This is a genomic window from Litchfieldella anticariensis FP35 = DSM 16096 (assembly GCF_000409775.1).
GTDB lineage: Bacteria > Pseudomonadota > Gammaproteobacteria > Pseudomonadales > Halomonadaceae > Litchfieldella > Litchfieldella anticariensis.
The window spans coordinates 1313509-1336126 of record NZ_KE332377.1; the positions used below are offsets into that span (position 1 = coordinate 1313509).

Sequence of the window (22618 nt, forward strand, 5' to 3'; positions counted from 1 at the left end):
CTGAGGTCCTGAAACGAGTCTTCAAGACGGAATTTCACGACCATGATTCAAACGCTTGCTTGAATACTAGATTAGCCCGTCAGCGCTGTCATATCCACTTGGGCCGTACGTAGAAACGATAACGGGGGCAGCGATGAAAACCGCTGCCCCCGTTTAGATCTACCGTTTTGTGGTCAAATGATCCGTCAGTCCCCCTCGGCACCACCGGGGGCGACCTGCATACGGCGGCGCAACAACGGGCCGACGATGTAGGGCAGGATCAGACCCAGTCCGGCGAAGACCCACAAGCCGATCGCCAGGCCGCTGTCCCACAGTACCGTCCAGTCACCGTCGGCAATGTCCAGCGCATGGCGTAGGTTCTTCTCCATCTCGGGCCCCAGCAGCAGACCCAGAATGATCGGCACCAGCGGGATCTCCAGCTTGCGCAGCACATAGCCAGCCACGCCGAAGGCGACCATGAAGTAGAGATCGAAAGTGGTGTTGCTGATCGAATAGATCCCCACGAACGCTACCATGGTGACGATCGGCAGCAGGTACATCGGCGGCACGGAGAGCAACTTGACGAAGATCCCCACCAGCGGGATGTTGAGCACCAGCAGCAGGAAGTTGCCGATCAACAGCGCCGCGATCACACCCCACACGATATCGGCGTTCTGGGTGAACATCAGCGGTCCGGGGGTGATGTTCAGCGAGATCAGCAGCGCCAACAGCACGGCAGTGGTGCCACTTCCCGGCACGCCGAGTGTCAGCATCGGCACCAGCGCCCCGCTGGAGGCACCATTGTTGCCAGCCTCGGGCGCGGCGACCCCACGTGGATCCCCCTCGCCGAAGTAGCCCTTGCGACCCAGCACCCGCTTTTCCAGCGTATAGCTGATGAAACTACCCAAAGAGGCACCCGCCCCAGGCAAGACCCCAGCGATGAAGCCCAGGACACCACCGCGGATACTCGTCGGCATGATGCCGCGAATGTCTTTCCAAGAGAGCTTCAGCTTGTTGACGGCAACCGACTCCTTGCCGCCACCGGCGCGATCCTCAATGAAGAACAGCAGCTCGGAAATCGCAAACAAGCCGACAATGGCAATGATGAAATCGACCCCCTCATAGAGTTCCAGCACACCAAAGGTGTAGCGCTGCACGCCGGTGTTATCGATACCCACGGTAGCGATAATCAGCCCAATGGCCGCGGCCAGCACCGTCTTCACAGGGTTCTTGCCGGTAATCCCGCCCAAGGTGGCAAAGGCCAGCATGAACAGTGCGAAATACTCAGCCGGCCCAAAGGTCAGGGCGAAGTCAGCCAGTATCGGCGCCAACAGGATCAGGCCGATAGTGGCGATCAGGCTGCCCATGAAGGATGCCACGGCGGAGATCGCCAACGCCTCGGCAGCCTTGCCCTTCTGGGCCATGGGATAGCCGTCCAGGCAGGTCATCATCGCCGGCTCATCACCGGGAATATTCAGCAGGATCGAAGATATCCGCCCCCCATACATCGCCCCGGCATAGACCGCGGTGAGCATGATCATGGCGGTTTCCGGACGCAGCCCCAGGGTGAAGGCCAAGGGGATCAAGATGGCCACACCATTGGCAGGCCCCAGCCCCGGCAAAGCGCCGATCAGCGTACCCAAGAAGGCGCCCAACAAGGCAAACATCAGGTTATGTGGCGCCAACGCGACACCGAACCCGTCGATCAGAAAGCCCAGGGTTTCCATCAGCTCACCTCCAGGAACTCGAGCAGGCCCAACGGCAACGACAGGTCGAGCGCGAAATTGAACAGCAGGAATACCACCACACCAGCCACCCCGCCGGTGACATAGGCCTTGACTGGCCTGGCCCCCATACGCCAGCACAGGGTACCCACGGCCAGCAAGGTGCTGATGATGAAGCCCAGTGGCTGCAGCAGCATGGCGTACAACACCAGCACCACCAGAGCGATAATCAGTTCCAGCCCGGTACGGCTCCACGGCCAAGCGTTATCCGGGTCGGGGCGAACGATCAGATAGAGACTGGACAGTCCCAGCACTACGGCCAACAGCAGGGGAAAAGTTTCCGGACCGACGGCTTCCGAGCCACCAAACGGTTCCGGGAACTGAGTGGCGCCCCAGCCGTACGCGACGGCCAGGACGATCATCAGGACCCCGAAGATGCGGTCGTTGAAAGTCATTACTGAATCAACCCGATGTCTTTGGACAGGTCTTCGATGGACTGGATCTGCGACTTGACGAAGTTCTCGAACTGGTCAGCGCTCATGTGGAACGGCATCAGGCCGTTCTGGGTCATGACGTTCTGCCATTCTTCGCTTTCGTAGATAGTGTCCATGGCATTGATCCAGTACTGCTTGGCATCATCGGAAATGTCTGCCGGCATATAGAAGCCACGCCAGTTGGGACCAATCGCATCGATACCCTGCTCACGAGCGGTAGGAATGTCGGAGAACTCTCCCGGCAAGCGCTCTTCGGAAAGCACAGCCAGGACCTTCAGGTCACCCGACTCCATGAACCCTTGGGCTTCGGAGATGTCACCGGTGAAGGCATCGACATGGCCACCGACCACCTGGGTCATGGCCTCACCACCGTTGTTGTACGACAGATAGGGAATGCGTGGCAGATTCTCGATGCCCGCCGCCTGCGCGGCGATCAGAACCTTGAGATGATCCCAGCCGCCCTTGGCACTGCCGCCAGCAAACTTGACGCTACGCGGATCTTCCTTCAGGGCATTCATCAGTGACGGCAGGTCCTGATAGTTGGAATCTTTCGATACCGCGATGACCCCGTAATCGGCGCCCAAGGCTCCGATCCAGTTGACCATGTCGGCATCCATACCCTGGAACTGCCCTTGCGCCAGGCGCGTAGTGGTCGCTGTAGAAGCCGCTACCAGCAACTGCTCATCACCGGCACGCTTGCTTACGGTATGGGCATAGGCAACACCACCGCCAGCACCCGCCATGTTGATGGTTTGCACACTACGCGGCACCAGATCGAGATCTTCCATCACCTTACCCACGCTACGACAGGTGAAATCCCAGCCACCACCCGGGTCGGCAGGTGCCAGACATTCCACCTTGCCTTCGGGCTCGAAGGCCATCGCCATGCTGGTCGTGAGTGTCAGAGTCGCGGCAGCAAACAACTTGAGTGGCGTTCTCATCGACATTGTTGTTTTCCCCTTTCGTCCCGGATTGGACTTGGTGAATGAAATTTGACTTTCGGAAGGCTGACACTTACCTTACAATTCTGTAAGGCAGAACAACGTTCCTTGGAGTAGAAGGCTAGGTACCTCGCACAAGGGCGTCAACGACTGTTTTCGCCATTGCGACTAAAGTTCAATCCTTATCCAGACCAAGAAAGGTATGAATTCACTATGGCACAGGATCGCGTCGAGGCCGTGGAGCGAGCACTTACCGTACTGGAAGCGTTCGATTCTCCCCGAGAGCACTTCACGCTGGCCGAGCTGGCGCATACCACCGGTTTCTACAAGAGCACCCTGCTGCGTTTGTTGAGTTCATTAGAGCGTTATGACTATGTGCAGCGGGGAGACGACGGCCGGTATCGCCTAGGGCATACCCCAGTGCGCCTGGCGCGTCGTCATCTTCCCAGCCGTCAACTGGCGGCGTGGGTACAACCCGTGCTGAATGGCCTTGCCGAACGTAGTGGCGAAACATCAGCCTTGCTGGAAGTCACAGCGGGCCATGCCGAATGTCGGCTGGTGACGTTACCTGACAACAGTCTCCGTCATGACTTGCGCCCCGGGATGCGCTGGCCGATCGTCCACGACCACGACCCAGCGTTGGAACTCGCCGGTGGCTTTATGCTATGCCAATCACTAAGCCCCTCTTCCGGTGGCTTGTCGCTGTGGCTGACGCTATCCGGTCCCAATGGACGTTTATCCCAGGAAAGCGCCAAGCGTCACTTGAGTGACGCCGTTGCCGAACTGCAGCGACAGCCGGCCGATGACTCCAAACGAGAAGCGCCATGAAGCTCCTGCTGGTCGAAGACGATACCTTGCTTGCCGAGACACTGAACGACGCTCTCCAGCTCGAGGGATACCAGGTCGTTTCGCTTGACGATGGAGCGATCGCCCAACAACGCCTTGCCACCCCCGGCCATGGCTACGACCTGATACTGCTGGACCTAAACCTGCCGGGCTGCAACGGCCTGGAGGTGCTCGCCTCCCTGCGTCGTCACGACAGCAAGACACCGGTACTCATTCTTACCGCCCGCGGCGCCATCGAAGACCGCGTGCGGGGGCTCGACCTGGGAGCCGACGACTATCTTGCCAAGCCCTTTGCACTTGATGAGTTGGAAGCGCGGGTTCGAGCCCTGCTCCGCCGTCAGACACACGACCATGCACTACAGGTGGGCACGCTGGCATTCGATGCCTTGACACAGCGCTTCAGCCTGGATGGCGAGCCTCTCAACCTCCCCCCCCGTGAACAGCGTCTGTTGAATTGCCTGATGCACCATATCGGCGAACCAGTGGACAAGGCACAACTCGCCGAGGAAGCCTTCGCGGGAGACGCCATGGGTGACAATGCCATCGAGGTTTATATCCATCGCCTACGCCGTCGGCTCAAGGGCAGTCAGGTGGAAGTTCGTACCGTGCGTGGCCTGGGCTATCTGCTGGAGGCATCGTGAAGCCACCAGGTAGCCTTTATCGACGGCTGTTGGTGTGGTTGCTGCTGCCTCTGATGGCATTGGGAGCCCTGATGTTGATACAAGCCTATCTGGACGCACGCAAGACCGCGGACCGCGCCTTCGATCGCCTGTTGGAGGCGGCCACGCTTGCTATCGCAGAACAGGTGCAATGGCAGAACGAACGACTATGGCTCGACTTGCCACCGGCGGCACTTGAGATGCTCGCCACCGACGCCGAGGAGCGAGTGTTCTATGCGCTTTATGATGGCGATGGTGAATTCATCACCGGTAATGCCCGCCTTCCCGGCGACCCCCGCGGCGACGCCGAAAGCGGCGACACCTTGTACTATCGCGACATCGACTGGCACGGTCTGGACTTGCGCCAAGGGATACGGCGTACTCGTCTGGAAGACTGGAGCCTACGGGAACGTTTCGAAGTCAGGGTTGGACATACTCGTGAGGGACGTCAGGTCCTGACGCTTTCACTCCTCCGCGGTAATCTGGCTTATATTGCGGCCATGGCAGGGGTTGCAATCATCGTATTGCTTCTGGCAGTACGCTCCGCATTGGCACCACTGACCCGACTACGTCGCGCCATTCGTGCACGTGATCCGCGTACCCTGGCACCTCTGGAGCTCTCCTTGCCACGCGAACTCGCCGAACTGCGTGAAACGCTCAACGAGTTGCTGGCGCGCATGCGCCGGGTACGAGCCAATCAGGAACGTTTCATCGGTGACGCCTCCCACCAATTGCGCACCCCCCTGGCAGGGCTCTCGGCACGCGCTGAACTCGCCTTGCGCCAGGACGACCCTCAAGCGTGGCACGATGCATTGAAAGCCATGCAAGCCACCAGTGCCAGTACCGCGCGTCTGGCGGTACAGCTGCTGTCGCTGACACGACTCAACAATCCCGAGGCAACGCCTGAGCTACGCCGTCTGGACCTGAATGTCGTGTCACGCATGGCAGTTCGCAATGCCTGGAACACCTGCCACCGTGATGGTATCGACTTAGGCATGGAAGTGCCGGACTCACCCGTCATGGCCGCGGGTGTCGACTGGCAACTGGAGGAAGCACTGGGCAACCTGATCGACAACTCGCGACGTTACGGTGCCAAACGCATTACGGTGCGTACCTTGCCGAATCCCCCAACCCTCGAAGTGGAAGACGATGGCCCGGGAATACCGGCGGACAAGCGACTACTGGTGCTCCGGCCTTTCTATCGTGGCCGTGACGGAGGTGAAGGATCAGGGCTTGGGCTGGCTATCGTGGATGGTATCGCACGTACCCATCAGGCACGCCTGACCCTGCGCGAGGGCCAAGACGGGCGGGGCCTGCGGGTAATCCTGCGTTTTCCAGGGGATCGCCAATGATCAAACCGCTAATTTTGGCATTCGCGCTGGCCTGGCTGGGTTTGCCAGCAGTGGCCAATGAATCGCTACGTTTTCCCGCCACGAACGAGGATGGCCCCCCTCCACGCTCATTGACCATCCACGGCGCCCTCGACCTGCCTTATGTCGAGCCGGTACTGGAAGATTTCCACCGCCGTTACCCGGATATCGAACTGCATTACCGCAACTTCACGACACTTGCACTGCATCAACACTTTCTGGACGACGAGCAAGAGAAGGCTGACGTCATGATCTCCTCGGCCATGCCATGGCAATATCGGCTAGCCAATGATGGCCATGCTCAACCTCTCGAGACACCCGCGGCTTCCGCATGGCCATCCTGGGCACGTTGGCGGCAGGAATTGTTCGGCCTGACGTTCGAGCCCATCGTCATCGTCTACCGACACGAACTGGCAGAGCAATTCGGCGCCGTTGCCAGTCATGCCGAGCTACTGAGTCTACTGGAACGCCGCTACAAGGAGCTTCGCAATCGTGTCGTGACCTATGACCCGGCCCGCAGTGGCGCCGGCTATACCTATGCCATCGAAGAGGCCCGCCTGTCGCCACGCTACTGGGACCTGATCGCCGCCTTGGGCAGAGCAGATGCCGCCCTGGTCGGCACTACGGGAGAGATGCTCGAGGGACTCGCGGAGGGGCGCTACTGGTTGGGCTACAACCTACTGGGCAGCTATGCCAGAGACTTCGTCGAAGAGCATCCCCAACTGGAAATGGTCATTCCCAGCGACTATGCGTTAGTGACCCAGCGCCTGGCTTTCATTCCCCGCAAAGCACCGCATCCCGAATCGGCACGGCTGTTTCTCGATTATCTGCTTAGTGAAGCCGGGCAACGCGTCATCGGCGAACGGACGTCACTGGGCACGGTACATCCTTCGCTGGAAGGCCCTGGTACGGCCGGCGAGATGCGTACTCGTCTCGGCGATGCATTACGCCCGATCCGGCTGGGGCCAGGGCTGCTGGCCACTCTCGACGATCTCAAGCGCGAGGCCCTGTTGAGTCGCTGGCAACGGGAGTTTCAGCGCTGGTCTGCGATTCCCTTTCCGTGATGTCGCCTCCCTCTTCCGGAGGTCTATCGAAGAGGAGTGACACGTACCCGGACCGTCCCATCGCTTTCCATGCCAAGTTCGCGAGCGGCACGGCGCGACAAGTCAATGATGCGCCCGCGCGAATAAGGCCCTCGATCATTGATACGCACCACTGTCTCTCGGCCATTGTCGAGACGGGTCACCCGGACACGGGTACCGAACGGTAAACTGCGATGCGCAGCCGTCATAGCCTGCTGGTCAAAACGTTCTCCACTAGCGGTCTGTCGTCCATGGTAGCGGTCGGCATAATAGGAGGCCAATCCCTCCTCCACCTGCCCTTCGGTCAATCCAGTACCCGATTCACGGGCATCGCGACTAGCGCATCCAGCCAGCAGCATCGTCACCAACAGGAAAACGACCAGAGAGTTTATCCGCCCCCTGGCCGCCACAAGACGTTCTCGATCCATCACCATCATCCATGACCTCATCCACGTCAATCAGGACTGCTGTATCAATCAGGCACTACGACTCTCGGACTGAGGTGTCGGGTGCTTGCCTTCATGCCAGCCCTGGCTCGACGCTCGCTGATCGTCGAACCACGCCAATCGGGATTGCACCGACACCACATCTCCCACGATGATCAATGTAGGTGGCTTCACATCGCCATCCACCAAACTCGCCGGCAATTCAGCCAGAGTACCGATATGGACTCGCTGGCGGGCAGTGGTACCCTGCTCGACCAGTGCCAGCGGCGTTTCGCGCGGTAGACCATGAGCTTGCAATCGCTCGCGAATGATCGCCAGGCTACCCAGCCCCATATAGAATACTAGCGTCTGGCCGGGGCGTGCCATGGTCGCCCAGTCGAGGTCGCAACTGCCATCCTTGAGATGCCCGGTCACGAAGCGCACCGATTGTGCATGATCGCGATGCGTCAACGGAATCCCGGCATAAGCGGCACACCCCGCAGCAGCGGTGATTCCGGGAATAACCTCGAAGCTAATCCCTGCCTCGGCCAACGCCTCGAGTTCCTCACCGCCACGGCCGAAAATGAAGGGGTCACCGCCCTTCAGGCGCACCACCCGCTTACCGGCGCGTGCCCACTCCACCAAGGCTCTGTTGATACCATCCTGAGGCACACTATGCTGCGAACGCGCCTTGCCGACATAGCAACGCTTTGCCTTGGGATTGGCCAGCGCCAGCACCTCGGCACTGACCAACCTGTCATGCAGGACCACTTCCGCAACCTGCAGGCGCTTCAAGGCCTTCAGGGTTAGTAACTCCGGGTCGCCCGGTCCGGCGCCTATCAGCGTCACCTGACCACGGGGAAAATCACGCAACCCGGCAAGACGAGCGTGATCGCCAGGAGCATCGACTTGAGAAGGATCGGCGGTCGTCATGGCGCCATTTATACCTGTTGGATCTATAGGGGAAGATTTTATATAGCCAACGATAAGGGTTTTGCGGAGGGCTGGCCAGTAACCTCTGCTTGGAAGTTTATAACGCCCCGCAACGCGTATCAGATACACGCCATCTCGTCAGGTTTGGCCAAGTCAGAGCAAATGATAGTTAACACGCCCCGGAAGACAGACCATCAAGTTCAACCGCCGGAGTCTGGCGTATCGGCAAACGCATGGTGAACGTCGTCCCGACGCCGGGTTCGCTTTGCACATCGATACGGCCGTTATGGCGTTCGATAATGCTGTACGACACGGAGAGGCCGAGACCAGTGCCCTTGCCCACGGGCTTGGTGGTAAAGAACGGGTCGAACACCTTGGCACAGGTCTCGGCCGCCATGCCAGCGCCAGTATCGATGACCGCTATCGCAACCTGGTCGCCGTCGCTACTCGTTCTGATGGTGATGGTTCCGTAATCCGGAATCGCCTGAGCGGCGTTGACCAGCAGGTTCATCACGACCTGATTCAGCTGTGATGGTACACACTCGACCGACGGCAGGTCACCGTACTCCAGAATCACTTCGGCCGTGTGCTTGACTTCGTTGCGTACCACATTAAGTGTGCTGTTGATGCCCTGGTGTACATCCACGATCTCCCATCCCATTTCGCCTGGACGAGAGAAATCACGTAGAGACTGTACGATATCCCGTACCCGTTGTGTGCCCTCCATCGATTCATCAAGTAGCGAGAGGATGTCTTCACGCGCAAAGGCAATGTCTGCATCTTTCTTGACATCATCGAGCCTGGCAGAGAATTCCGGGTCGGCACGCAACTGTGCCTCACCCATCTCATAGGTTTCGATGAGCTTTAGCAGTGCCGAGGCATACTCACTGAGGGTCCCCAGATTGGAGTTGATGAAGCCAATGGGGTTGTTGATCTCATGGGCGACGCCGGCGGCGAGCTGGCCGATGGATGCCAGCTTTTCCGACTGCAATAACTGGACGTGGGCCTCCTCAAGCTTGAGCAACAACTGCCGCTGCGCTTCCTTTTCCCCCTCCAGCCGTTCCATGGCGTTTTGTAACGCGCGCGTCATTTTCTCGTTTTCTCGCAGCGCTGCTTCCAAGTCTCGGGTACGGTTACGCACCTGTCCTTCCAGCACGATCGTGCTCTGAAACAGGCCGAAGGTAGACCCCTGGTTGCTCATGTCCCGTTCCGCTCGATCCATAAGCGACCGGACGATCTTATTAAGGCGTGCTATCTCTGCACGTAACGCCTCTTCGTTACCATCAGCGTTCATGTCAGGCCTCGTCCAGCAGCGGGGTGCCAATCGCTACCCCGGTCAACGTCTGGTTGACGTGCAGCCCACCAAACTGTTCGCCATAGGTACTGAAGCCGACTGCGTTGTAGCGTCGCAGGATATCGCCGACCCGCTTTTTCTCATCGAGCCGGTCCACCTCCAGGCTGCGCAATATGCAGTCGCAGGTGAATATCAGTTGCGGCGATCCAACCTCCTCACCGACCTTTGCCAGACTCTGCTCCAGGTTACCGGCCAAGTCGACGCCGCGTCCCACACGCAGCACCAGCCCCTCGTCGATTGCGCAAAAAAACGTGATGCTGCCGTCTTCGTTGATGCTCTGGATGGAACGTACATAGTCAGCACCATCGATCAGCACGATCACCGGAAACTCCGCAAAATTGGTAGGCGTCAATTCCGCCAGGGAGACACCAATCAGCCGCGCGTACTCCTCGGCAGCCGGTAATCCGTTGATCTCAAGCACGATGCGATTGGCAGTATCGGCCTCAGTCACTACCAGTCGATTGTCGGTGGATACGAAGTGCTGAGTCTTGAAGACAGTCATGGGGAAGCGGGTGCAAACAAGCGCCAGCACCGCCGCATCGTTGTGGAAGGCGCCCCCATGGAATACGCAGGTCCGTTCGAACCTGAGGTCATCACCGGCCGAGCCCCCGATCACTGGAATCCGTCCGAGGCCATCCTGTACTGACCGAGCCACCGACTCCTCACGTAGCGACAAACCGTCGACGAGCAGCAATGAGAAAACGCTCTTCAATGATGACGCTTCGTGGCAGTCCTCCAGTTGACGCAACAGATCTTGGGCAAACTCGTTGCCTACGCGGGATTCAAATTGCTGCAGCTCCTGTAGCAAGCCGGTAGCCGCCATGCAACTGCTGGAGGGGAAACTGGCACCTGTCAGACTATGCGTAAGGTAACCAGCCGGGCCAATCTCACCAGCTGTCGTGCAACCCACGACCGGGACATCGCTGAACAAGCCGTTCAACTCGTCCGCCAGCGCCTCCAGGTCATACATACTGGAGCAAAAGAAAACCACCAGTGCCATTCCCGGTTGCGAGACCCTTGCGTGAAATTCACGGGCAGCCTCACGGGCATCGGCGGCACGGGAGTGTGCTGTTCTTATTCTATCCTGGGACATCGCACCTTCTCCGGGGATGAAAACGGTACGCCCGAATCGGGCGACGGGAGGAAGCGACAGTATCCAGAGCTGCTGAAGTCCCGTGGCATCTTCAACGATTCAGGGGAAGCCGCATCCTAAAATCCTACGATAACAGATACCTAAAACCCATGGGTTATATCGGCTAGAACAGGCCCAGCTACTGCCTATATGTTGTCCGAAAAATCAACGAACGAAGATCAGGACAACGTGGCATAGGCAATCGTCGCGAGAGTATCGTTATCGATTAGGTAGTGTGTGACAAAACGACCAACCCCCGCACGATGGCGGGGGTTGGAGGTTGCTGATGAGAGGTAGCGATCAGCCAGCCAGTTGTTGCTTGAGGCGCGGGCTGGCCACTTCACCGATCACGGTAATCGCTACCAGCACAGCCAACAGCCACGGCCATTGCGTCCCCATATTCAGCGTCATCAGCCCCAGGCTATCGATGAACACCAGCACGATCCCCAGCGGGCTGACATAACGGATCATGAATAGCCATAGTACATGTTGGACAGAGGACAGCCCCAACTCCGACTTGAAGATCTCGTTACGCAGCAGGAAGCCGGCCAGCAGTGCCATCCCGAGACCACCCAGCGGCATCATGAAACGTGAGGTCAGGAAATCCAGCCAGTCGAAGAAGTGCTTGCCGGCGAGTGTCCAGTCGGCGCCGACGTTGAACGACAGCATGGCCATGGTGCTGATCAGCCACAGCAGAATCCCCGTGCCCCAGGCCGCCTTGACCCGCGGGATGCCTTTGCTCTCGTTGAGCCAAGCCACGGTGGCCTCGATCATCGAGATCGCCGAGGTCAACGCCGCCATGGAAAGCATGATGAAGAAGATGGTCGCGAACAGCATGCCCAGCGGCATGGCCTGGAACGCCAGCGGCAGGCTCATGAACAACAGCCCTGGCCCCGCGGCGGGGTCCATGCCATTGGCGAAAATCACCGGGAAAATTGCCAGCCCCGCCATCAAGGCTACCAACGTATCGGCAATGGCCACCATAAAGGTGGTACGCGCGATCGAGCTGTTATCCGGCAGATAAGAGCCGTAGGTAAGAATAGCTCCGGATGCCAGGGACAGGGTGAAGAACGCATGTCCCAGAGCGGCCAGCAGTCCTTCGCTGGAAAGCTTGCCGACTTCGAAGGAGAACAGGAAGGCCACCCCCGCGCCGAAACCGCCAGAGAACATGGCGTAACCGATCATGATCGCCAGCATGATCACCATGCCCGGCATCATCCAACTCACGCTACGTTCTATCCCCTTTTGCACCCCTTTGCCCACGATCAACATGGTGACCAGCGTCATCAGCGTACTCCAGAACCCCAATACCAACGGGTTGGCGTTGTTGGCTTCGAAGATGGCCACCATGTCGCTCACATCGTTTCCCGCCAGGCCACCCGTCAGCGCCTTCCACAAATAGGAAAACGACCAGCCAGCCACCACGACATAGAACGACAGGATCATGAAACCGCACAGCATCGCCATCCAGCCAAGCAGCGACCAGGCCGAACTACGTCCCGACTCCAGAGCCACGCGGCGAATGGCATCGATGGGGCTACCGCGCCCCCGCCGACCGAGACCGATCTCGACCATCATGATCGGTACCCCGACCGCCAGGATGCAGGCCAGATAGACCAGTACGAATGCTCCCCCACCGTATTCGCCGGTCATGTAGGGGAACTTCCAGATGTTGCCCAGTCCGACCGCCGAGCCCGTTGCCGCCAGGATGAATCCCCAGCGTCCCAACCATAGATTCTTGGGTTTTCGTCTTGCCATCATCTCGAATACCTTCGGGGAGATTGTTGTTGTCGCGGATTCTAGCGTTATTTTTTGCCTTTATACCAACTCGCCATCAAGACATCTTTGAATCATGGGTTACTTAGATATAAAGAGAAGTCACGATGCTACAAAACCCGCCCCCATCCGGTGGCTACGGAGGGGGCGTTCGCCGATTATCGTCAGCGCTTCACTTATTCGTCCTTGAGTACGCCACGGCGAATCTGGTCTTCCTCGATGGATTCGAACAACGCCTTGAAGTTACCTTCGCCGAAGCCCTCGTTGCCCTTGCGCTGGATGATTTCAAAGAAAATCGGGCCGATCACCGTCTTGGTGAAAATCTGCAGCAATATCCCCTCACCCGGCGCACCGTCGATCAGCAGATTCAATTTGTGCAGTTCTTCGACATTCTCCCGATGGTTGGGTACCCGCTCGTCGACCTTCTCGTAGTAGGTATCCGGCGTGGACATGAACTCGACACCATTGGCGCGTAAGGCACGCACGGTGGCATAGATGTCATCGGTGGCCATGGCCAGGTGCTGAATGCCTTCGCCATTGTATTCACGCAGGAATTCAGCGATCTGCGACGTGTCGTCGGCAGATTCGTTGATCGGAATATGCATCTTGCCGCAGGGAGCCGTCATGGCACGCGAATGTAGTCCCGTCTTCTTGCCAGCGATATCGAAGTAGCGGATTTCGCGGAAATTGGCGATGCGGGTATAGAAGTCCGCCCACACATCCATCTGGCCACGGTCCACGTTATGGGTCAGGTGGTCGAGAACCTTTAAGCCCACGCTATGATCGTTGGCACCGCGGCCGGGGATCGGTTCGAAATCGATGTCATAGATAGTGCGACCTTTGTCGTCGAGCTTGTTGTCGACGAAATAGAGCAACGAGCCACCGATGCCCTTGACGGCGGGGATGCCGACTTCTCCCGGCCCCACCGGGTTCTCTACCGCTTCGGCGCCATTGGCTAGCGCATGCTCGAAGGCCTGCTTGGCATCGGCCACCTTCCAGGCCATGGCGCAAGCGCTGGGACCATGAACCTTGGCAAATTCAGCGGCAAAGCTTCCCGGCTCGGCATTGAGTACGAAATTCACGCCCTCCTGCTGGAACAGGAATACCTGCTTGGAGCGATGCTTGCGTGTTTCGGTAAAGCCCATTTGCTTGAACAGGGAACGCAGTGCATCGAGCCCCTCCTCAGTGGGCGCCGTATATTCGACGAATTCGAAACCATCGGTACCAATGGGGTTGTAAGTGGCGTGAGTCTCGGTCGTCTTTTGAGCAAGGGCGTTCATTAGGGATCTCCTGGATTGTTATCGATGCGATGCAATGTGGATAACAGCCTAGAGCCCTGCCACAAGCCGTGGAACGTCGTGTCCTACGTCTTGTGACGATTCTGGCCTAACCATGAGAATCATGGCTGTCACGAAATCCTTACGGCACTAAGAAACGCCCACTTCATGGCATAGAGGTGGCGAGAAAGCCTGACAAGGTGTATCGAAAAGTTTACGGAATAAGGCTGCACTACACTGATCTTCTATGGGCACGGGGTTGCCTAAGGTCGGGAGGCAAGATGTCACAGCAATTCGCCATTCTGGGCATGGGTTTCTTTGGCGTTACCGTTGCTAAGGAACTACGCCGTCAGCACGATAAAGTGCTTGGAGTCGACCGCAATGAAGCTCGAGTCAATGCCCTCTCCGATGTGTTCAGTCATACCGTGGTCGCCGATATCACCGAGGAGCAAGCCTTGTCGGAATTGTCTTTGAGCGACTACAACGCTGTCGTCATCGATACCGACGACAATCTGGAAGCCAGCATGATCTGCACCCTGCTGGCACGTGAGCAGGGGGCTCGCGAAATATGGGTCAAGGCCCATTCGGATACGCATTACCGCCTACTCGAACACCTGGGGGCCGACCATGTGGTTTATCCCGAATACGATACCGGCCTGCGGGTGGCCGAAAGCCTGCACTACCAAGCCGTCATGGACTTCATCGACCTTGGCGACCGCCAGTTCATCGTCGAACTGCAAACCACGTCCCGGCTGCGCGAAAATTTCGCAACGATTGGCGACTTGGCTCTGGATCCGGACAAGCTATCGTTGTTAGCCCTCAAGCGGGGAAACAAGGTCACCAAGGCCCCAAGTGACGACACTCCCCTGGAAGACGATGACAATTTGATTCTGATGGGGGATTTGGATGATTTGCGGTCCTTGGGCAAGAAACTCTAGCCACCTCTTTCTGACCCTGAATGGGTAAGGAATCCCCGGATGAGGTTTCGGCAACGTCTCGCACGACCGCTTCATTTGCACCCTCATGGATGGGTCATCCGACTCTCGCCCCCGGAACTTCTACTGTTGGGGTTTGCCCTGCTCAGTGTCATCGGCACCCTACTGCTACTGTTACCCGTGGCAGCGAACATCCCCCTAGCCTGGCATGAGGCATTGTTTACTGCGACTTCGGCAGTAACGGTCACTGGTTTGGGAGTCATCGATACCTCAGAGCTAACACTATTCGGCCAAATTGTGGTTCTTGGCCTGATTCAGCTTGGAGGTCTCGGTTTCATGACCTTTGCCGCCCTGATGCTGGCATTACTCGGCATGCGCCTGCCGCTACAACAGCAGAAATTAATCCGGGAAAGCCTCAACCAGACCTCCTTCAGCACCTTGATGCACCTGGTACGCCTGATCATCGCCTTCGCTCTGATCGCGGAAACTCTCGGTACCCTGTTGCTGGCCATCACCTGGGTACCCAAGTTCGGTCTATGGCCAGGACTTTGGGTCAGTGTGTTTCACGCCATTGCAGCCTTCAATAACTCCGGCTTCTCGACCTGGCCAAACAGTCTCATGGGAGAGGTCGCTAACCCCTTGGTCAATGGCGTGGTCAGTGCATTGTTCATCATCGGAGGTCTCGGGTTCGTGGTCATCGCTGAACTCACACAACTGCATCGGCGCCAGCCACTATCACTCAACACACGGATCGTGCTACATGCCACCCTATGGCTGACACTCGTGGCCATGGCCTCCCTGCTGTTGCTGGAATGGCATAACCCCGCGACATTGGGTGGGCTGGATAGCATCGGGACGCGTCTACAAGCCGCCTGGTTCCAAGCCGTCGCACCACGCACGGCGGGCTTCAATACACTGGACATTGGCGAACTGACGACACCATCGGCGCTATTGACCATGTTGTGGATGTTCATCGGTGCCGGCTCGGCGTCCACAGCCAGTGGCATCAAGGTCACGACCTTCGTGGTGTTGTTACTGGTGGCACGCGCCTTCGTGACTGGCAGACCACAACCAGCGGTCTTCTGGCGGTCGATTCCGGAGCAGACGGTCCTCAAGGCCGTGGCCGTGGCACTGGCCGGCCTGCTGTTGGTCTTTAGCTGCCTATTCGTGCTGACCATTACTGAGCCGGGACAACCCTTTCTCGCGCTAGCCTTCGAGTCGGTGTCCGCTTTCGGTACCGTGGGCTTATCACGAGGCATTACCAGTGAACTTTCGGTGCCCGGCCAGCTCATCGTGATCATTACCATGCTACTTGGCCGTACGGGCCCTATCACACTGGGCTTCTTCATCACTACCCGCCAGCGTCGTGGCTTGAAGTACGCCGAGGAAAACGTACAAATAGGTTAGTCTCATTCAACCGAGCATGGCGCCGCTGGCCAGTCGCCAGGCGATCCACCCCATCATGATGGCGATACATCCATCGATGATGCGCCAGGCCAAAGGATTCTCGAGACGCGGTGCCAGCCAGCCAGCCGCTGCCACCAGGCCAAAAAACCAACCGAAGGACGCCATCGCCGCACCCACGAAGAAACCTTCCGGGCTCGGTTGTACCGCACCGATCGCACCCAACATTACCACCGTCTCGAGGTAGACTTGCGGATTCAGCAAGGTCACGGCCAAGGTGGTCACGAGTACCGCCTGCCATGTTCCTCTCGAGGCTCCATCGGCAACCAGGCCATCAGCGCTCCAGGCACGTCGCAATGCCAGCGCTGCCTGCCAAGCCAGGAAGGCCGCGCCCCCCCACCGTGCCACTTCCAGCAGCATTGCCTGCTCGGCGAGTAGGCTTCCCACCCCTAGCACCCCGAGACCAACCAGCAACCAGTCACAAAGCGCACACACCGATGCGACCAGCCAACCATGTTCACGTCGTAGGCCCTGGCTGAGTACGAAAGCGTTCTGGGCGCCAATGGCAACGATCAAACCAGCGCAGACCACCAACCCATGCAGTGTCGAAATCAGCACCTTGGTTTTCCTTTTGTTCGCTTGCAATGGATGCACAGGTTAGGCTTGACTATTCAATGAATGAAATTAATTCAGGAAATGGATGATTAATAAAACTGATGCTCGACTATAAACTCCTTGAAGCGCTGGCCGCGGTGATCGATCAATCGGGATTCGAACGCGCTGCCCAACACCTGGGGCTTACGCAATCCGCCGTTTCCCAGCGCATCAAGCTGCTCGAAGCCCGTCTCGGTCAACCGGTCCTGGTACGCAGCCCCAAGCTTGCTCCCACTCCGATGGGACGTCGCCTGCTCAACCATGTGCTGCAGGTACGGTTACTGGAACGCGATCTTCTCGACCGCGTACCGGCACTCGGCGAAGGCGAACAACGCCTGCGCCTGGCAATCAACGCTGATAGTCTGGCTACTTGGTGGTCGGAAGGTATTGGCGATTTCTGTCATGAGCGACGCGTGCTCCTCGATCTGGTGGTAGAAGATCAGGAAGTCGCCCTCAAACGAATGCGAGACGGTGAAGTGGCCGGCTGTATCTGCGACTCCCCTCGCCCAGTACAGGGTGCGCGCGCTTTCCCCCTGGGCAGCATGCGCTATCGAGCCTTGGCCAGCCCCGACTACATCGCTCGCTATTTCCCCGCAGGATTGACACGGGAAGCGCTCATGAAGGCCCCCGCGATCGTCTATGGTCCGGATGATCGCCTGCAGCACCGTTACCTGGCCATGCATGGCGTGAATGAGCCCTTTCCCCACCATTTGTGCCCATCGTCGGAAGGCTTCGTACGTATGGCGCTGGCCGGCCTGGGATACGGCATGATCCCCGAACGCCAGGCGGAAAGAGAATTGCGCGAAGGAGCTCTCATCGATCTAGATGCCGGTCATCATCTACAATCGGGCCAACTGGTGGAACTCGACCCCAGCCATTACATCGATGTCCCGCTCTACTGGCACCATTGGCGCCATGGTGGTGAAACCCTGGAAGCACTGACCCACCACCTGCTGAGGATCGGTAATGACTGGCTCGCGCCGGTCCCGACATGACCCCCTGGGTTTGTCTGAAAAGTCGCCGAGCAATGGCCAGACAAGGCAAAAATCAGCGAAAAAGCAGAGTTTACGTAGTTGTAAATGAGCATTTTGAGCTGATTTTTAACGCCGTATGGGCGAGCGCAGGCAGTTTTCGGACAAAGCCTAATACTACGACACCCCGCATAGGCGGGGTGTCGAAGCGTCGATCACAAACGCGATCAGGCCGCTACGCTGCCATGTGGGTCGATGACGAATTTCTTCGCCGCGCCACCATCGAAGTCGGCGTAGCCCTGCGGGGCCTGGTCGAGGGTGATCATCTGGACGTTGACCGCATCGGCGATCTTGACCTTCTCGAACAGGATCGCCTGCATCAGCGGACGGTGATACTTCATCACTGGGCACTGGCCGGTGTGGAAGCTGTGGGACTTGGCCCAGCCGAGGCCGAAGCGCATGCTCAGCGCGCCATGCTTGGCGGCGTCATCGGCCGCGCCCGGATCTTCGGTCACGTACAGGCCCGGAATGCCGATCTGGCCGCCGGCGCGGGTCATCTGCATCGCCGAGTTCAGAACGGTGGCCGGTGCTTCCTTGCCGTGGTTGCAGCCACAAGCATGGGCTTCGAAGCCGACGCAATCGACGAAGGCATCGACTTCACGCTCGCCGAGGATCGCCTCGAGCTTGTCGGCCATGTCACCGTCCTGGGTCAGGTCGATGGTTTCGCAACCGAAGCTGCGTGCCTGCGCCAGACGGTCTTCGATCATGTCGCCGACGATCACGCAAGCCGCCCCCAGCAGCTGGGCGGAGACCGCCGCCGCCAGGCCGACTGGGCCGGCACCGGCGATGTAGACAGTGGAACCCGGGCCGACGCCGGCAGTGACGCAGCCGTGGAAGCCGGTGGGGAAGATGTCGGACAGCAGGGTCAGGTCGCGGATCTTCTCCATGGCCTGGTCGGCGTCCGGGAACTTCAGCAGGTTGAAGTCGGCGTAGGGCACCATGACGTATTCGGTCTGGCCGCCGACCCAGCCGCCCATGTCGACATAGCCGTAGGCCGCCCCGGGGCGAGCCGGGTTGACGTTGAGGCAGATGCCGGTCCTGCCTTCCTTGCAGTTGCGGCAGCGGCCACAGGCGATGTTGAACGGCACCGAGACCAAGTCGCCCGGCTTGATGAACTCCACGTCGCGGCCGCACTCGACCACCAGGCCGGTAATCTCGTGGCCCAGCACCAGGCCGGACGGCGCGGTGGTGCGCCCACGCACCATGTGCTGGTCGCTGCCACAGATGTTGGTAGTGACCACCTTCAGGATTACGCCGTGGTCGCACTTGCGATTGCCCAGTGCCAATTCCGGGAAGGGAATCGATTGCACTTCCACCTTGCCGGGGCCCTTGTAGACCACCCCGCGGTTGCCTTGACTCATTGGCTGACGTCCTGTGTGTTGTTTTCATGGACGATATCGGGAAGCGATATCGCTCGGGGTCGTCACCGAGATGACGACTTGCGCTCTCAGGGTAGTCGTCCAGCTTTATGGCAATGTGCCCAAATGAGACATCGACAGGTCCAAATGAGACATCGATAGGTCCCAACGAGACACCGACAGGTCCAAATGAGACATCGACATCCCGATGCCAAAACTCTTCCCCTCACAACGATACCGGCCCGATCATATGATCGGGTCCGTGCCAGCCTGAGATGAAGCGCCCCAAAAGGGCATTTCATGCTATTGCTGCTTCAACAATTCCTCGACCTTCGATATCCGATCGTCCATGGTCTGCTCACGATCGGTTCGAGTACCAAGCTTCAATGTCGTATTGACCCGCGGCGCGCCCATCTCGTGCAACACTTCATGGCAACGTTTCGTCACGGCAACCACCTCATCCCAGGGCCCCTCGACGTTGGTTCCATGCGCATGCAGGCGATGCTTCAGGTTGGTATCGCGGATCACTCTCTCGCAGGCGGCAATATATGGCGAAACCGATGCCTCGACACCGATGGGAATGATGCTCAGGTCCGCAATGACATGCATCGTTTCATCCTCCCTTGTGACATACCTCGACCTGGTCCGGTCAAGGCAATCAACGACTTTGTGGTCTAGGCTATCGAATACATAGCCTTAAGCTGTTGAATCTCTGTCTGGCCAGTAGCAAGCTAATAAAGTTGTTGCAAAACGGCAAGGAACGCCTTGCTCGAGACCCGTATCGCGCTGTGACGCGCAAATTGATTCGGAGTTCGGCATATGACCAGTGACACTCGCATAGGCCCTATCGCTCTCCCCGACACCCGAGCCCGACGCGTCTTCGATCAACTTCTCGAGGGTTCCGGTGTAACCCTCAATGGCAATCATCCCTGGGACATCCAGGTGTTTCATCCGGATTTCTTCTCCCGCGTCCTGCATCAAGGCACTCTCGGGTTAGGCGAGTCCTACATGGATGGCTGGTGGGAATGCAAACGCATCGACGAAATGGCCAATCGCTTGTTGCGCCACGGGCTCGGCGAACATGCCCATACCCCTTCCGAGCGCCTCATGTACCGCTTGCAGGCCGGTTTCCTGAACCTGCAGAGCAAGGCCCGCGCTTACATTGTAGGCGAGGCCCATTACGACTTGGGTAACGATCTCTTCGAACGCATGCTCGATCCAACCATGTGTTACTCCTGTGGCTACTGGAAGGAAGCCACGACCTTGCATCAGGCCCAGGTTGCCAAACTCGATCTCGCGGCACGCAAGCTGAACCTGGAACCGGGCATGCGGGTTCTGGATATCGGCTGCGGCTGGGGCAGCTTTGCCGAACATGCCGCACGACATTACGATGTCGAAGTCACCGGCATCACCATTTCCAAGGAACAGGCGGCCTTGGCCCAGGAGCGCTGCAAGGGGTTGCCGGTGGAAATCCGGCTCCAGGACTATCGCGATCTGAAGGGAAGTTATGACCGAATCGTGTCGATCGGTATGTTCGAGCACGTCGGCCACCGCAATTATCGCACCTATTTCACTACCGTCGAATCGCTTCTGGAAGCAGACGGCCTGTTCGTGCTCCATACCATCGGATCCAATAACTCCGATATCAGCGCCGACCCCTGGATCAACAAATACATCTTCCCCAACGGGGTGCTACCTTCGGCCATGCACATCACCAAAGCCTGCGAAGGCCACCTGTTGATGGAAGATTGGCAAAACTTTGGTGCCGACTACGACCGCACATTGATGGCCTGGCTCAGGAACGTTGATGCCCATTGGCACGAAATCGCCGACCGCTACGACGAACGCACGCGACGCATGTTCCGCTATTATCTCTCGGTCTGCGCCGGCGCCTTCCGAGCCCGTGACCTGCAACTGTGGCAGATCGTGTACTCGCGTGGGCGCAACGGACGTTATGATGCCCCGCGCTGAGCGGCCTAACACCTGCCGACATCCAGTCAACGCTATTTCAATGTCGGCGATCTCTTACATCCTGTGGCGAATGACGCCAACTCCCCACCACGCGTATATTAGCGCTCTTGCTAGATGTCCAGCACCGTAAGGGTGTTGAACCCATCGTGTCGGCCTGTAGCACTTGGAAATGCCGACACCGATGGCGAAATGCAATGCATAATAATAATCCTGTTACAGAACCACTGAATAAGGCGTCTGCAACGTGTAGACATCTACTCAGTGCCTCCTTACGTGGCAGGAAGCCAAGCAGGGGCCCATCACGCATGTTTTCCGATATGAAAGCATTGCCCGAGACCAAGGAAAGTCTCGAACAGCTCAAGAGAATGACCGAGCGCATTCCCGGCATGATCTTTCAGTTTTACCGCAGTGCCGCGGGACGGATGTGGTTTCCCTACCTTGCCGGTAGTGCCACTCTTATCCGTGGCGTAGAACGCAGGCTGCTGGCCGACAACGCTCATCATGCCTTCGAGCGCATCGATGCCGAGGACTTCCCCAGATTGATGACCGCTATCGAGCGCTCGGCCAAGACCCACAACCCATTAGCCACTCAATTCCGTTTGCGCCAACCCGATGGCGAGGTGCACTGGATCGCTGTTCGCGCCCAGCCCGAATCCCTTTCCGGCGGCACCTTGTGGCATGGCCTGATGGTGGATATCAGTGAGCAGGTCGCCTATCAGGCTCACCTGCGCGAACTCTCCGATACCGATGAGTTGACCGGCTTGGCCAATCGACGCAAGTTGATGGCTCGCCTCGATGAGGAAATTTCGCTAAGTAACCGCCATGGCACACCACTCTCGCTGATGCTAATCGATCTCGATCACTTCAAGCGCATCAACGATACCTGGGGGCACCTGTATGGCGATCAGGTACTCACCGATCTAGCGACGTTATGCACCAACACATTACGAGAAGAAGACCTCGTCGCCCGGCTGGGGGGTGAGGAGTTCGCTGTACTACTACCGTTAACTCCCCTCTCGCGATGCCAACCATTGGCCGAACGCCTGCGAAAATATATCGCCGAACACGACTTTGGCATCACGCCTGGCAGAGTAACCGTCAGCATCGGCGTTGCCGAGCACCGGGTGGGAGAATCACGGGAAGTACTGATCGAACGTGCCGATCGAGGCCTCTATGCTGCCAAGCATGCGGGGCGCAATCGAGTCGCTGGTAGCGAGTGAACAATGAAAGGCTGCCAGCGGTAGGCATCATGCCCCTGCGGCCCGATCGGTAG

General features: G+C 58.3%; 21 protein-coding genes. 9 read left to right on the plus strand and 12 right to left on the minus strand.

The features are described from left to right. Nucleotides 1-185: 185 nt before the first annotated feature. Genes L861_RS06125 through L861_RS06135 form a run of 3 tightly spaced genes read right to left on the minus strand, consistent with a single transcriptional unit; the run spans nucleotide 186 to nucleotide 3144 of the window. Entirely contained in the window at nucleotides 186-1706 is a 1521-nt protein-coding gene (locus L861_RS06125; protein ID WP_016415702.1) for a tripartite tricarboxylate transporter permease, read from the minus strand. Further along, nucleotides 1706-2158 (minus strand): tripartite tricarboxylate transporter TctB family protein, encoded by a 453-nt coding sequence (locus tag L861_RS06130; RefSeq protein WP_016415703.1) that lies wholly within the window; start codon nucleotides 2156-2158, stop codon nucleotides 1706-1708. The genes L861_RS06125 and L861_RS06130 overlap by 1 nt, the downstream gene beginning before the upstream one ends. Then, a complete protein-coding gene (locus L861_RS06135; RefSeq protein ID WP_016415704.1) occupies nucleotides 2158-3144 on the minus strand; it encodes a Bug family tripartite tricarboxylate transporter substrate binding protein in 987 nt (328 codons plus the stop codon). The genes L861_RS06130 and L861_RS06135 overlap by 1 nt, the downstream gene beginning before the upstream one ends. 207 nt (nucleotides 3145-3351) lie before the next feature. On the opposite strand from L861_RS06135, the gene L861_RS06140 reads away from it, so the two are divergent. From L861_RS06140 to L861_RS06155, 4 genes are read left to right on the plus strand one after another with little or no spacing between them, the layout of a single operon-like run. Next, a complete protein-coding gene (locus L861_RS06140; RefSeq protein ID WP_016415705.1) occupies nucleotides 3352-3966 on the plus strand; it encodes a helix-turn-helix domain-containing protein in 615 nt (204 codons plus the stop codon). Next, nucleotides 3963-4625 (plus strand): response regulator transcription factor, encoded by a 663-nt coding sequence (locus tag L861_RS06145; protein WP_016415706.1) that lies wholly within the window; start codon nucleotides 3963-3965, stop codon nucleotides 4623-4625. Before L861_RS06140 ends, L861_RS06145 begins: the two co-directional genes overlap by 4 nt. Continuing rightward, nucleotides 4622-5995, plus strand: coding sequence for a sensor histidine kinase (locus L861_RS06150; RefSeq protein ID WP_016415707.1), 1374 nt, complete (start codon nucleotides 4622-4624; stop codon nucleotides 5993-5995). The genes L861_RS06145 and L861_RS06150 overlap by 4 nt, the downstream gene beginning before the upstream one ends. Next, nucleotides 5992-7077, plus strand: coding sequence for an ABC transporter substrate-binding protein (locus L861_RS06155; protein WP_016415708.1), 1086 nt, complete (start codon nucleotides 5992-5994; stop codon nucleotides 7075-7077). The genes L861_RS06150 and L861_RS06155 overlap by 4 nt, the downstream gene beginning before the upstream one ends. 23 nt (nucleotides 7078-7100) lie before the next feature. On the opposite strand, the gene L861_RS06160 is transcribed toward L861_RS06155, so the two are convergent. The 6 genes from L861_RS06160 to hppD all read right to left on the minus strand — a co-directional run bounded on the left by L861_RS06160 (nucleotide 7101) and on the right by hppD (nucleotide 13995). Then, complete coding sequence (locus L861_RS06160; protein ID WP_016415709.1) at nucleotides 7101-7532, minus strand: septal ring lytic transglycosylase RlpA family protein; 432 nt, start codon at nucleotides 7530-7532, stop codon at nucleotides 7101-7103. 39 nt (nucleotides 7533-7571) lie between these two features. After that, nucleotides 7572-8453 carry a uroporphyrinogen-III C-methyltransferase gene (gene cobA, locus L861_RS06165; RefSeq protein WP_016415710.1) on the minus strand — a complete coding sequence of 294 codons (882 nt, stop codon included), beginning with the start codon at nucleotides 8451-8453 and terminating at the stop codon, nucleotides 7572-7574. A gap of 169 nt (nucleotides 8454-8622) precedes the next feature. Then, a complete protein-coding gene (locus L861_RS06170; protein WP_016415711.1) occupies nucleotides 8623-9654 on the minus strand; it encodes an ATP-binding protein in 1032 nt (343 codons plus the stop codon). 94 nt (nucleotides 9655-9748) lie between these two features. Further along, entirely contained in the window at nucleotides 9749-10900 is a 1152-nt protein-coding gene (gene nosP, locus L861_RS06175; protein ID WP_021029125.1) for a nitric oxide-sensing protein NosP, read from the minus strand. Nucleotides 10901-11239: 339 nt separating this feature from the next. Beyond that, complete coding sequence (locus L861_RS06180) at nucleotides 11240-12700, minus strand: sodium-dependent transporter (RefSeq protein ID WP_016415713.1); 1461 nt, start codon at nucleotides 12698-12700, stop codon at nucleotides 11240-11242. Between the two features lie 191 nt (nucleotides 12701-12891). Then, nucleotides 12892-13995 carry a 4-hydroxyphenylpyruvate dioxygenase gene (gene hppD / locus L861_RS06185; protein WP_016415714.1) on the minus strand — a complete coding sequence of 368 codons (1104 nt, stop codon included), beginning with the start codon at nucleotides 13993-13995 and terminating at the stop codon, nucleotides 12892-12894. A gap of 278 nt (nucleotides 13996-14273) precedes the next feature. On the opposite strand from hppD, the gene L861_RS06190 reads away from it, so the two are divergent. Further along, complete coding sequence (locus tag L861_RS06190) at nucleotides 14274-14930, plus strand: potassium channel family protein (RefSeq protein WP_016415715.1); 657 nt, start codon at nucleotides 14274-14276, stop codon at nucleotides 14928-14930. Between the two features lie 39 nt (nucleotides 14931-14969). Then, on the plus strand, nucleotides 14970-16334 hold the full coding sequence (locus L861_RS06195; RefSeq protein ID WP_016415716.1) for a TrkH family potassium uptake protein: 1365 nt from the start codon (nucleotides 14970-14972) through the stop codon (nucleotides 16332-16334). A 6-nt stretch (nucleotides 16335-16340) separates the two neighbouring features. Here L861_RS06195 and L861_RS06200 read toward each other — a convergent pair whose 3' ends face one another. Continuing rightward, entirely contained in the window at nucleotides 16341-16949 is a 609-nt protein-coding gene (locus tag L861_RS06200) for a LysE/ArgO family amino acid transporter (protein ID WP_016415717.1), read from the minus strand. Between the two features lie 98 nt (nucleotides 16950-17047). On the opposite strand from L861_RS06200, the gene L861_RS06205 reads away from it, so the two are divergent. Further along, nucleotides 17048-17980, plus strand: coding sequence for a LysR family transcriptional regulator ArgP (locus L861_RS06205; protein ID WP_016415718.1), 933 nt, complete (start codon nucleotides 17048-17050; stop codon nucleotides 17978-17980). Nucleotides 17981-18183: 203 nt separating this feature from the next. Here the strand turns inward: L861_RS06205 and fdhA are convergent, their stop codons facing one another. Both fdhA and L861_RS06215 read right to left on the minus strand, forming a co-directional pair. Further along, nucleotides 18184-19377, minus strand: a complete 1194-nt coding sequence (gene fdhA / locus L861_RS06210; RefSeq protein WP_016415719.1) for a formaldehyde dehydrogenase, glutathione-independent — start codon at nucleotides 19375-19377, stop codon at nucleotides 18184-18186. Between the two features lie 300 nt (nucleotides 19378-19677). Then, nucleotides 19678-19983: an MTH1187 family thiamine-binding protein gene (locus L861_RS06215; protein WP_016415720.1), complete on the minus strand. Its 306-nt coding sequence runs from the start codon at nucleotides 19981-19983 to the stop codon at nucleotides 19678-19680. A gap of 210 nt (nucleotides 19984-20193) precedes the next feature. Here L861_RS06215 and cfa point away from each other — a divergent pair, with 210 nt between their 5' ends. Continuing rightward, on the plus strand, nucleotides 20194-21345 hold the full coding sequence (cfa, locus tag L861_RS06220; RefSeq protein WP_016415721.1) for a cyclopropane fatty acyl phospholipid synthase: 1152 nt from the start codon (nucleotides 20194-20196) through the stop codon (nucleotides 21343-21345). Nucleotides 21346-21650: 305 nt separating this feature from the next. After that, nucleotides 21651-22565 carry a GGDEF domain-containing protein gene (locus L861_RS06225; protein ID WP_016415722.1) on the plus strand — a complete coding sequence of 305 codons (915 nt, stop codon included), beginning with the start codon at nucleotides 21651-21653 and terminating at the stop codon, nucleotides 22563-22565. Nucleotides 22566-22618 lie beyond the last annotated feature (53 nt).

What these genes read in the sequence shown, in the direction of transcription:
- L861_RS06125 (WP_016415702.1), bottom strand. Translation starts at nt 1,706, where the DNA reads ATGGAAACCCTGGGCTTTCTGATCGACGGGTTCGGTGTCGCGTTGGCG.
- L861_RS06130 (WP_016415703.1), bottom strand. Translation starts at nt 2,158, where the DNA reads ATGACTTTCAACGACCGCATCTTCGGGGTCCTGATGATCGTCCTGGCC.
- L861_RS06135 (WP_016415704.1), bottom strand. Translation starts at nt 3,144, where the DNA reads ATGTCGATGAGAACGCCACTCAAGTTGTTTGCTGCCGCGACTCTGACA.
- L861_RS06140 (WP_016415705.1), top strand. Translation starts at nt 3,352, where the DNA reads ATGGCACAGGATCGCGTCGAGGCCGTGGAGCGAGCACTTACCGTACTG.
- L861_RS06145 (WP_016415706.1), top strand. Translation starts at nt 3,963, where the DNA reads ATGAAGCTCCTGCTGGTCGAAGACGATACCTTGCTTGCCGAGACACTG.
- L861_RS06155 (WP_016415708.1), top strand. Translation starts at nt 5,992, where the DNA reads ATGATCAAACCGCTAATTTTGGCATTCGCGCTGGCCTGGCTGGGTTTG.
- L861_RS06160 (WP_016415709.1), bottom strand. Translation starts at nt 7,532, where the DNA reads ATGATGGTGATGGATCGAGAACGTCTTGTGGCGGCCAGGGGGCGGATA.
- cobA (WP_016415710.1), bottom strand. Translation starts at nt 8,453, where the DNA reads ATGACGACCGCCGATCCTTCTCAAGTCGATGCTCCTGGCGATCACGCT.
- L861_RS06170 (WP_016415711.1), bottom strand. Translation starts at nt 9,654, where the DNA reads ATGAGCAACCAGGGGTCTACCTTCGGCCTGTTTCAGAGCACGATCGTG.
- nosP (WP_021029125.1), bottom strand. Translation starts at nt 10,900, where the DNA reads ATGTCCCAGGATAGAATAAGAACAGCACACTCCCGTGCCGCCGATGCC.
- L861_RS06180 (WP_016415713.1), bottom strand. Translation starts at nt 12,700, where the DNA reads ATGATGGCAAGACGAAAACCCAAGAATCTATGGTTGGGACGCTGGGGA.
- hppD (WP_016415714.1), bottom strand. Translation starts at nt 13,995, where the DNA reads ATGAACGCCCTTGCTCAAAAGACGACCGAGACTCACGCCACTTACAAC.
- L861_RS06190 (WP_016415715.1), top strand. Translation starts at nt 14,274, where the DNA reads ATGTCACAGCAATTCGCCATTCTGGGCATGGGTTTCTTTGGCGTTACC.
- L861_RS06195 (WP_016415716.1), top strand. Translation starts at nt 14,970, where the DNA reads ATGAGGTTTCGGCAACGTCTCGCACGACCGCTTCATTTGCACCCTCAT.
- L861_RS06205 (WP_016415718.1), top strand. Translation starts at nt 17,048, where the DNA reads ATGCTCGACTATAAACTCCTTGAAGCGCTGGCCGCGGTGATCGATCAA.
- fdhA (WP_016415719.1), bottom strand. Translation starts at nt 19,377, where the DNA reads ATGAGTCAAGGCAACCGCGGGGTGGTCTACAAGGGCCCCGGCAAGGTG.
- L861_RS06215 (WP_016415720.1), bottom strand. Translation starts at nt 19,983, where the DNA reads ATGCATGTCATTGCGGACCTGAGCATCATTCCCATCGGTGTCGAGGCA.
- cfa (WP_016415721.1), top strand. Translation starts at nt 20,194, where the DNA reads ATGACCAGTGACACTCGCATAGGCCCTATCGCTCTCCCCGACACCCGA.
- L861_RS06225 (WP_016415722.1), top strand. Translation starts at nt 21,651, where the DNA reads ATGTTTTCCGATATGAAAGCATTGCCCGAGACCAAGGAAAGTCTCGAA.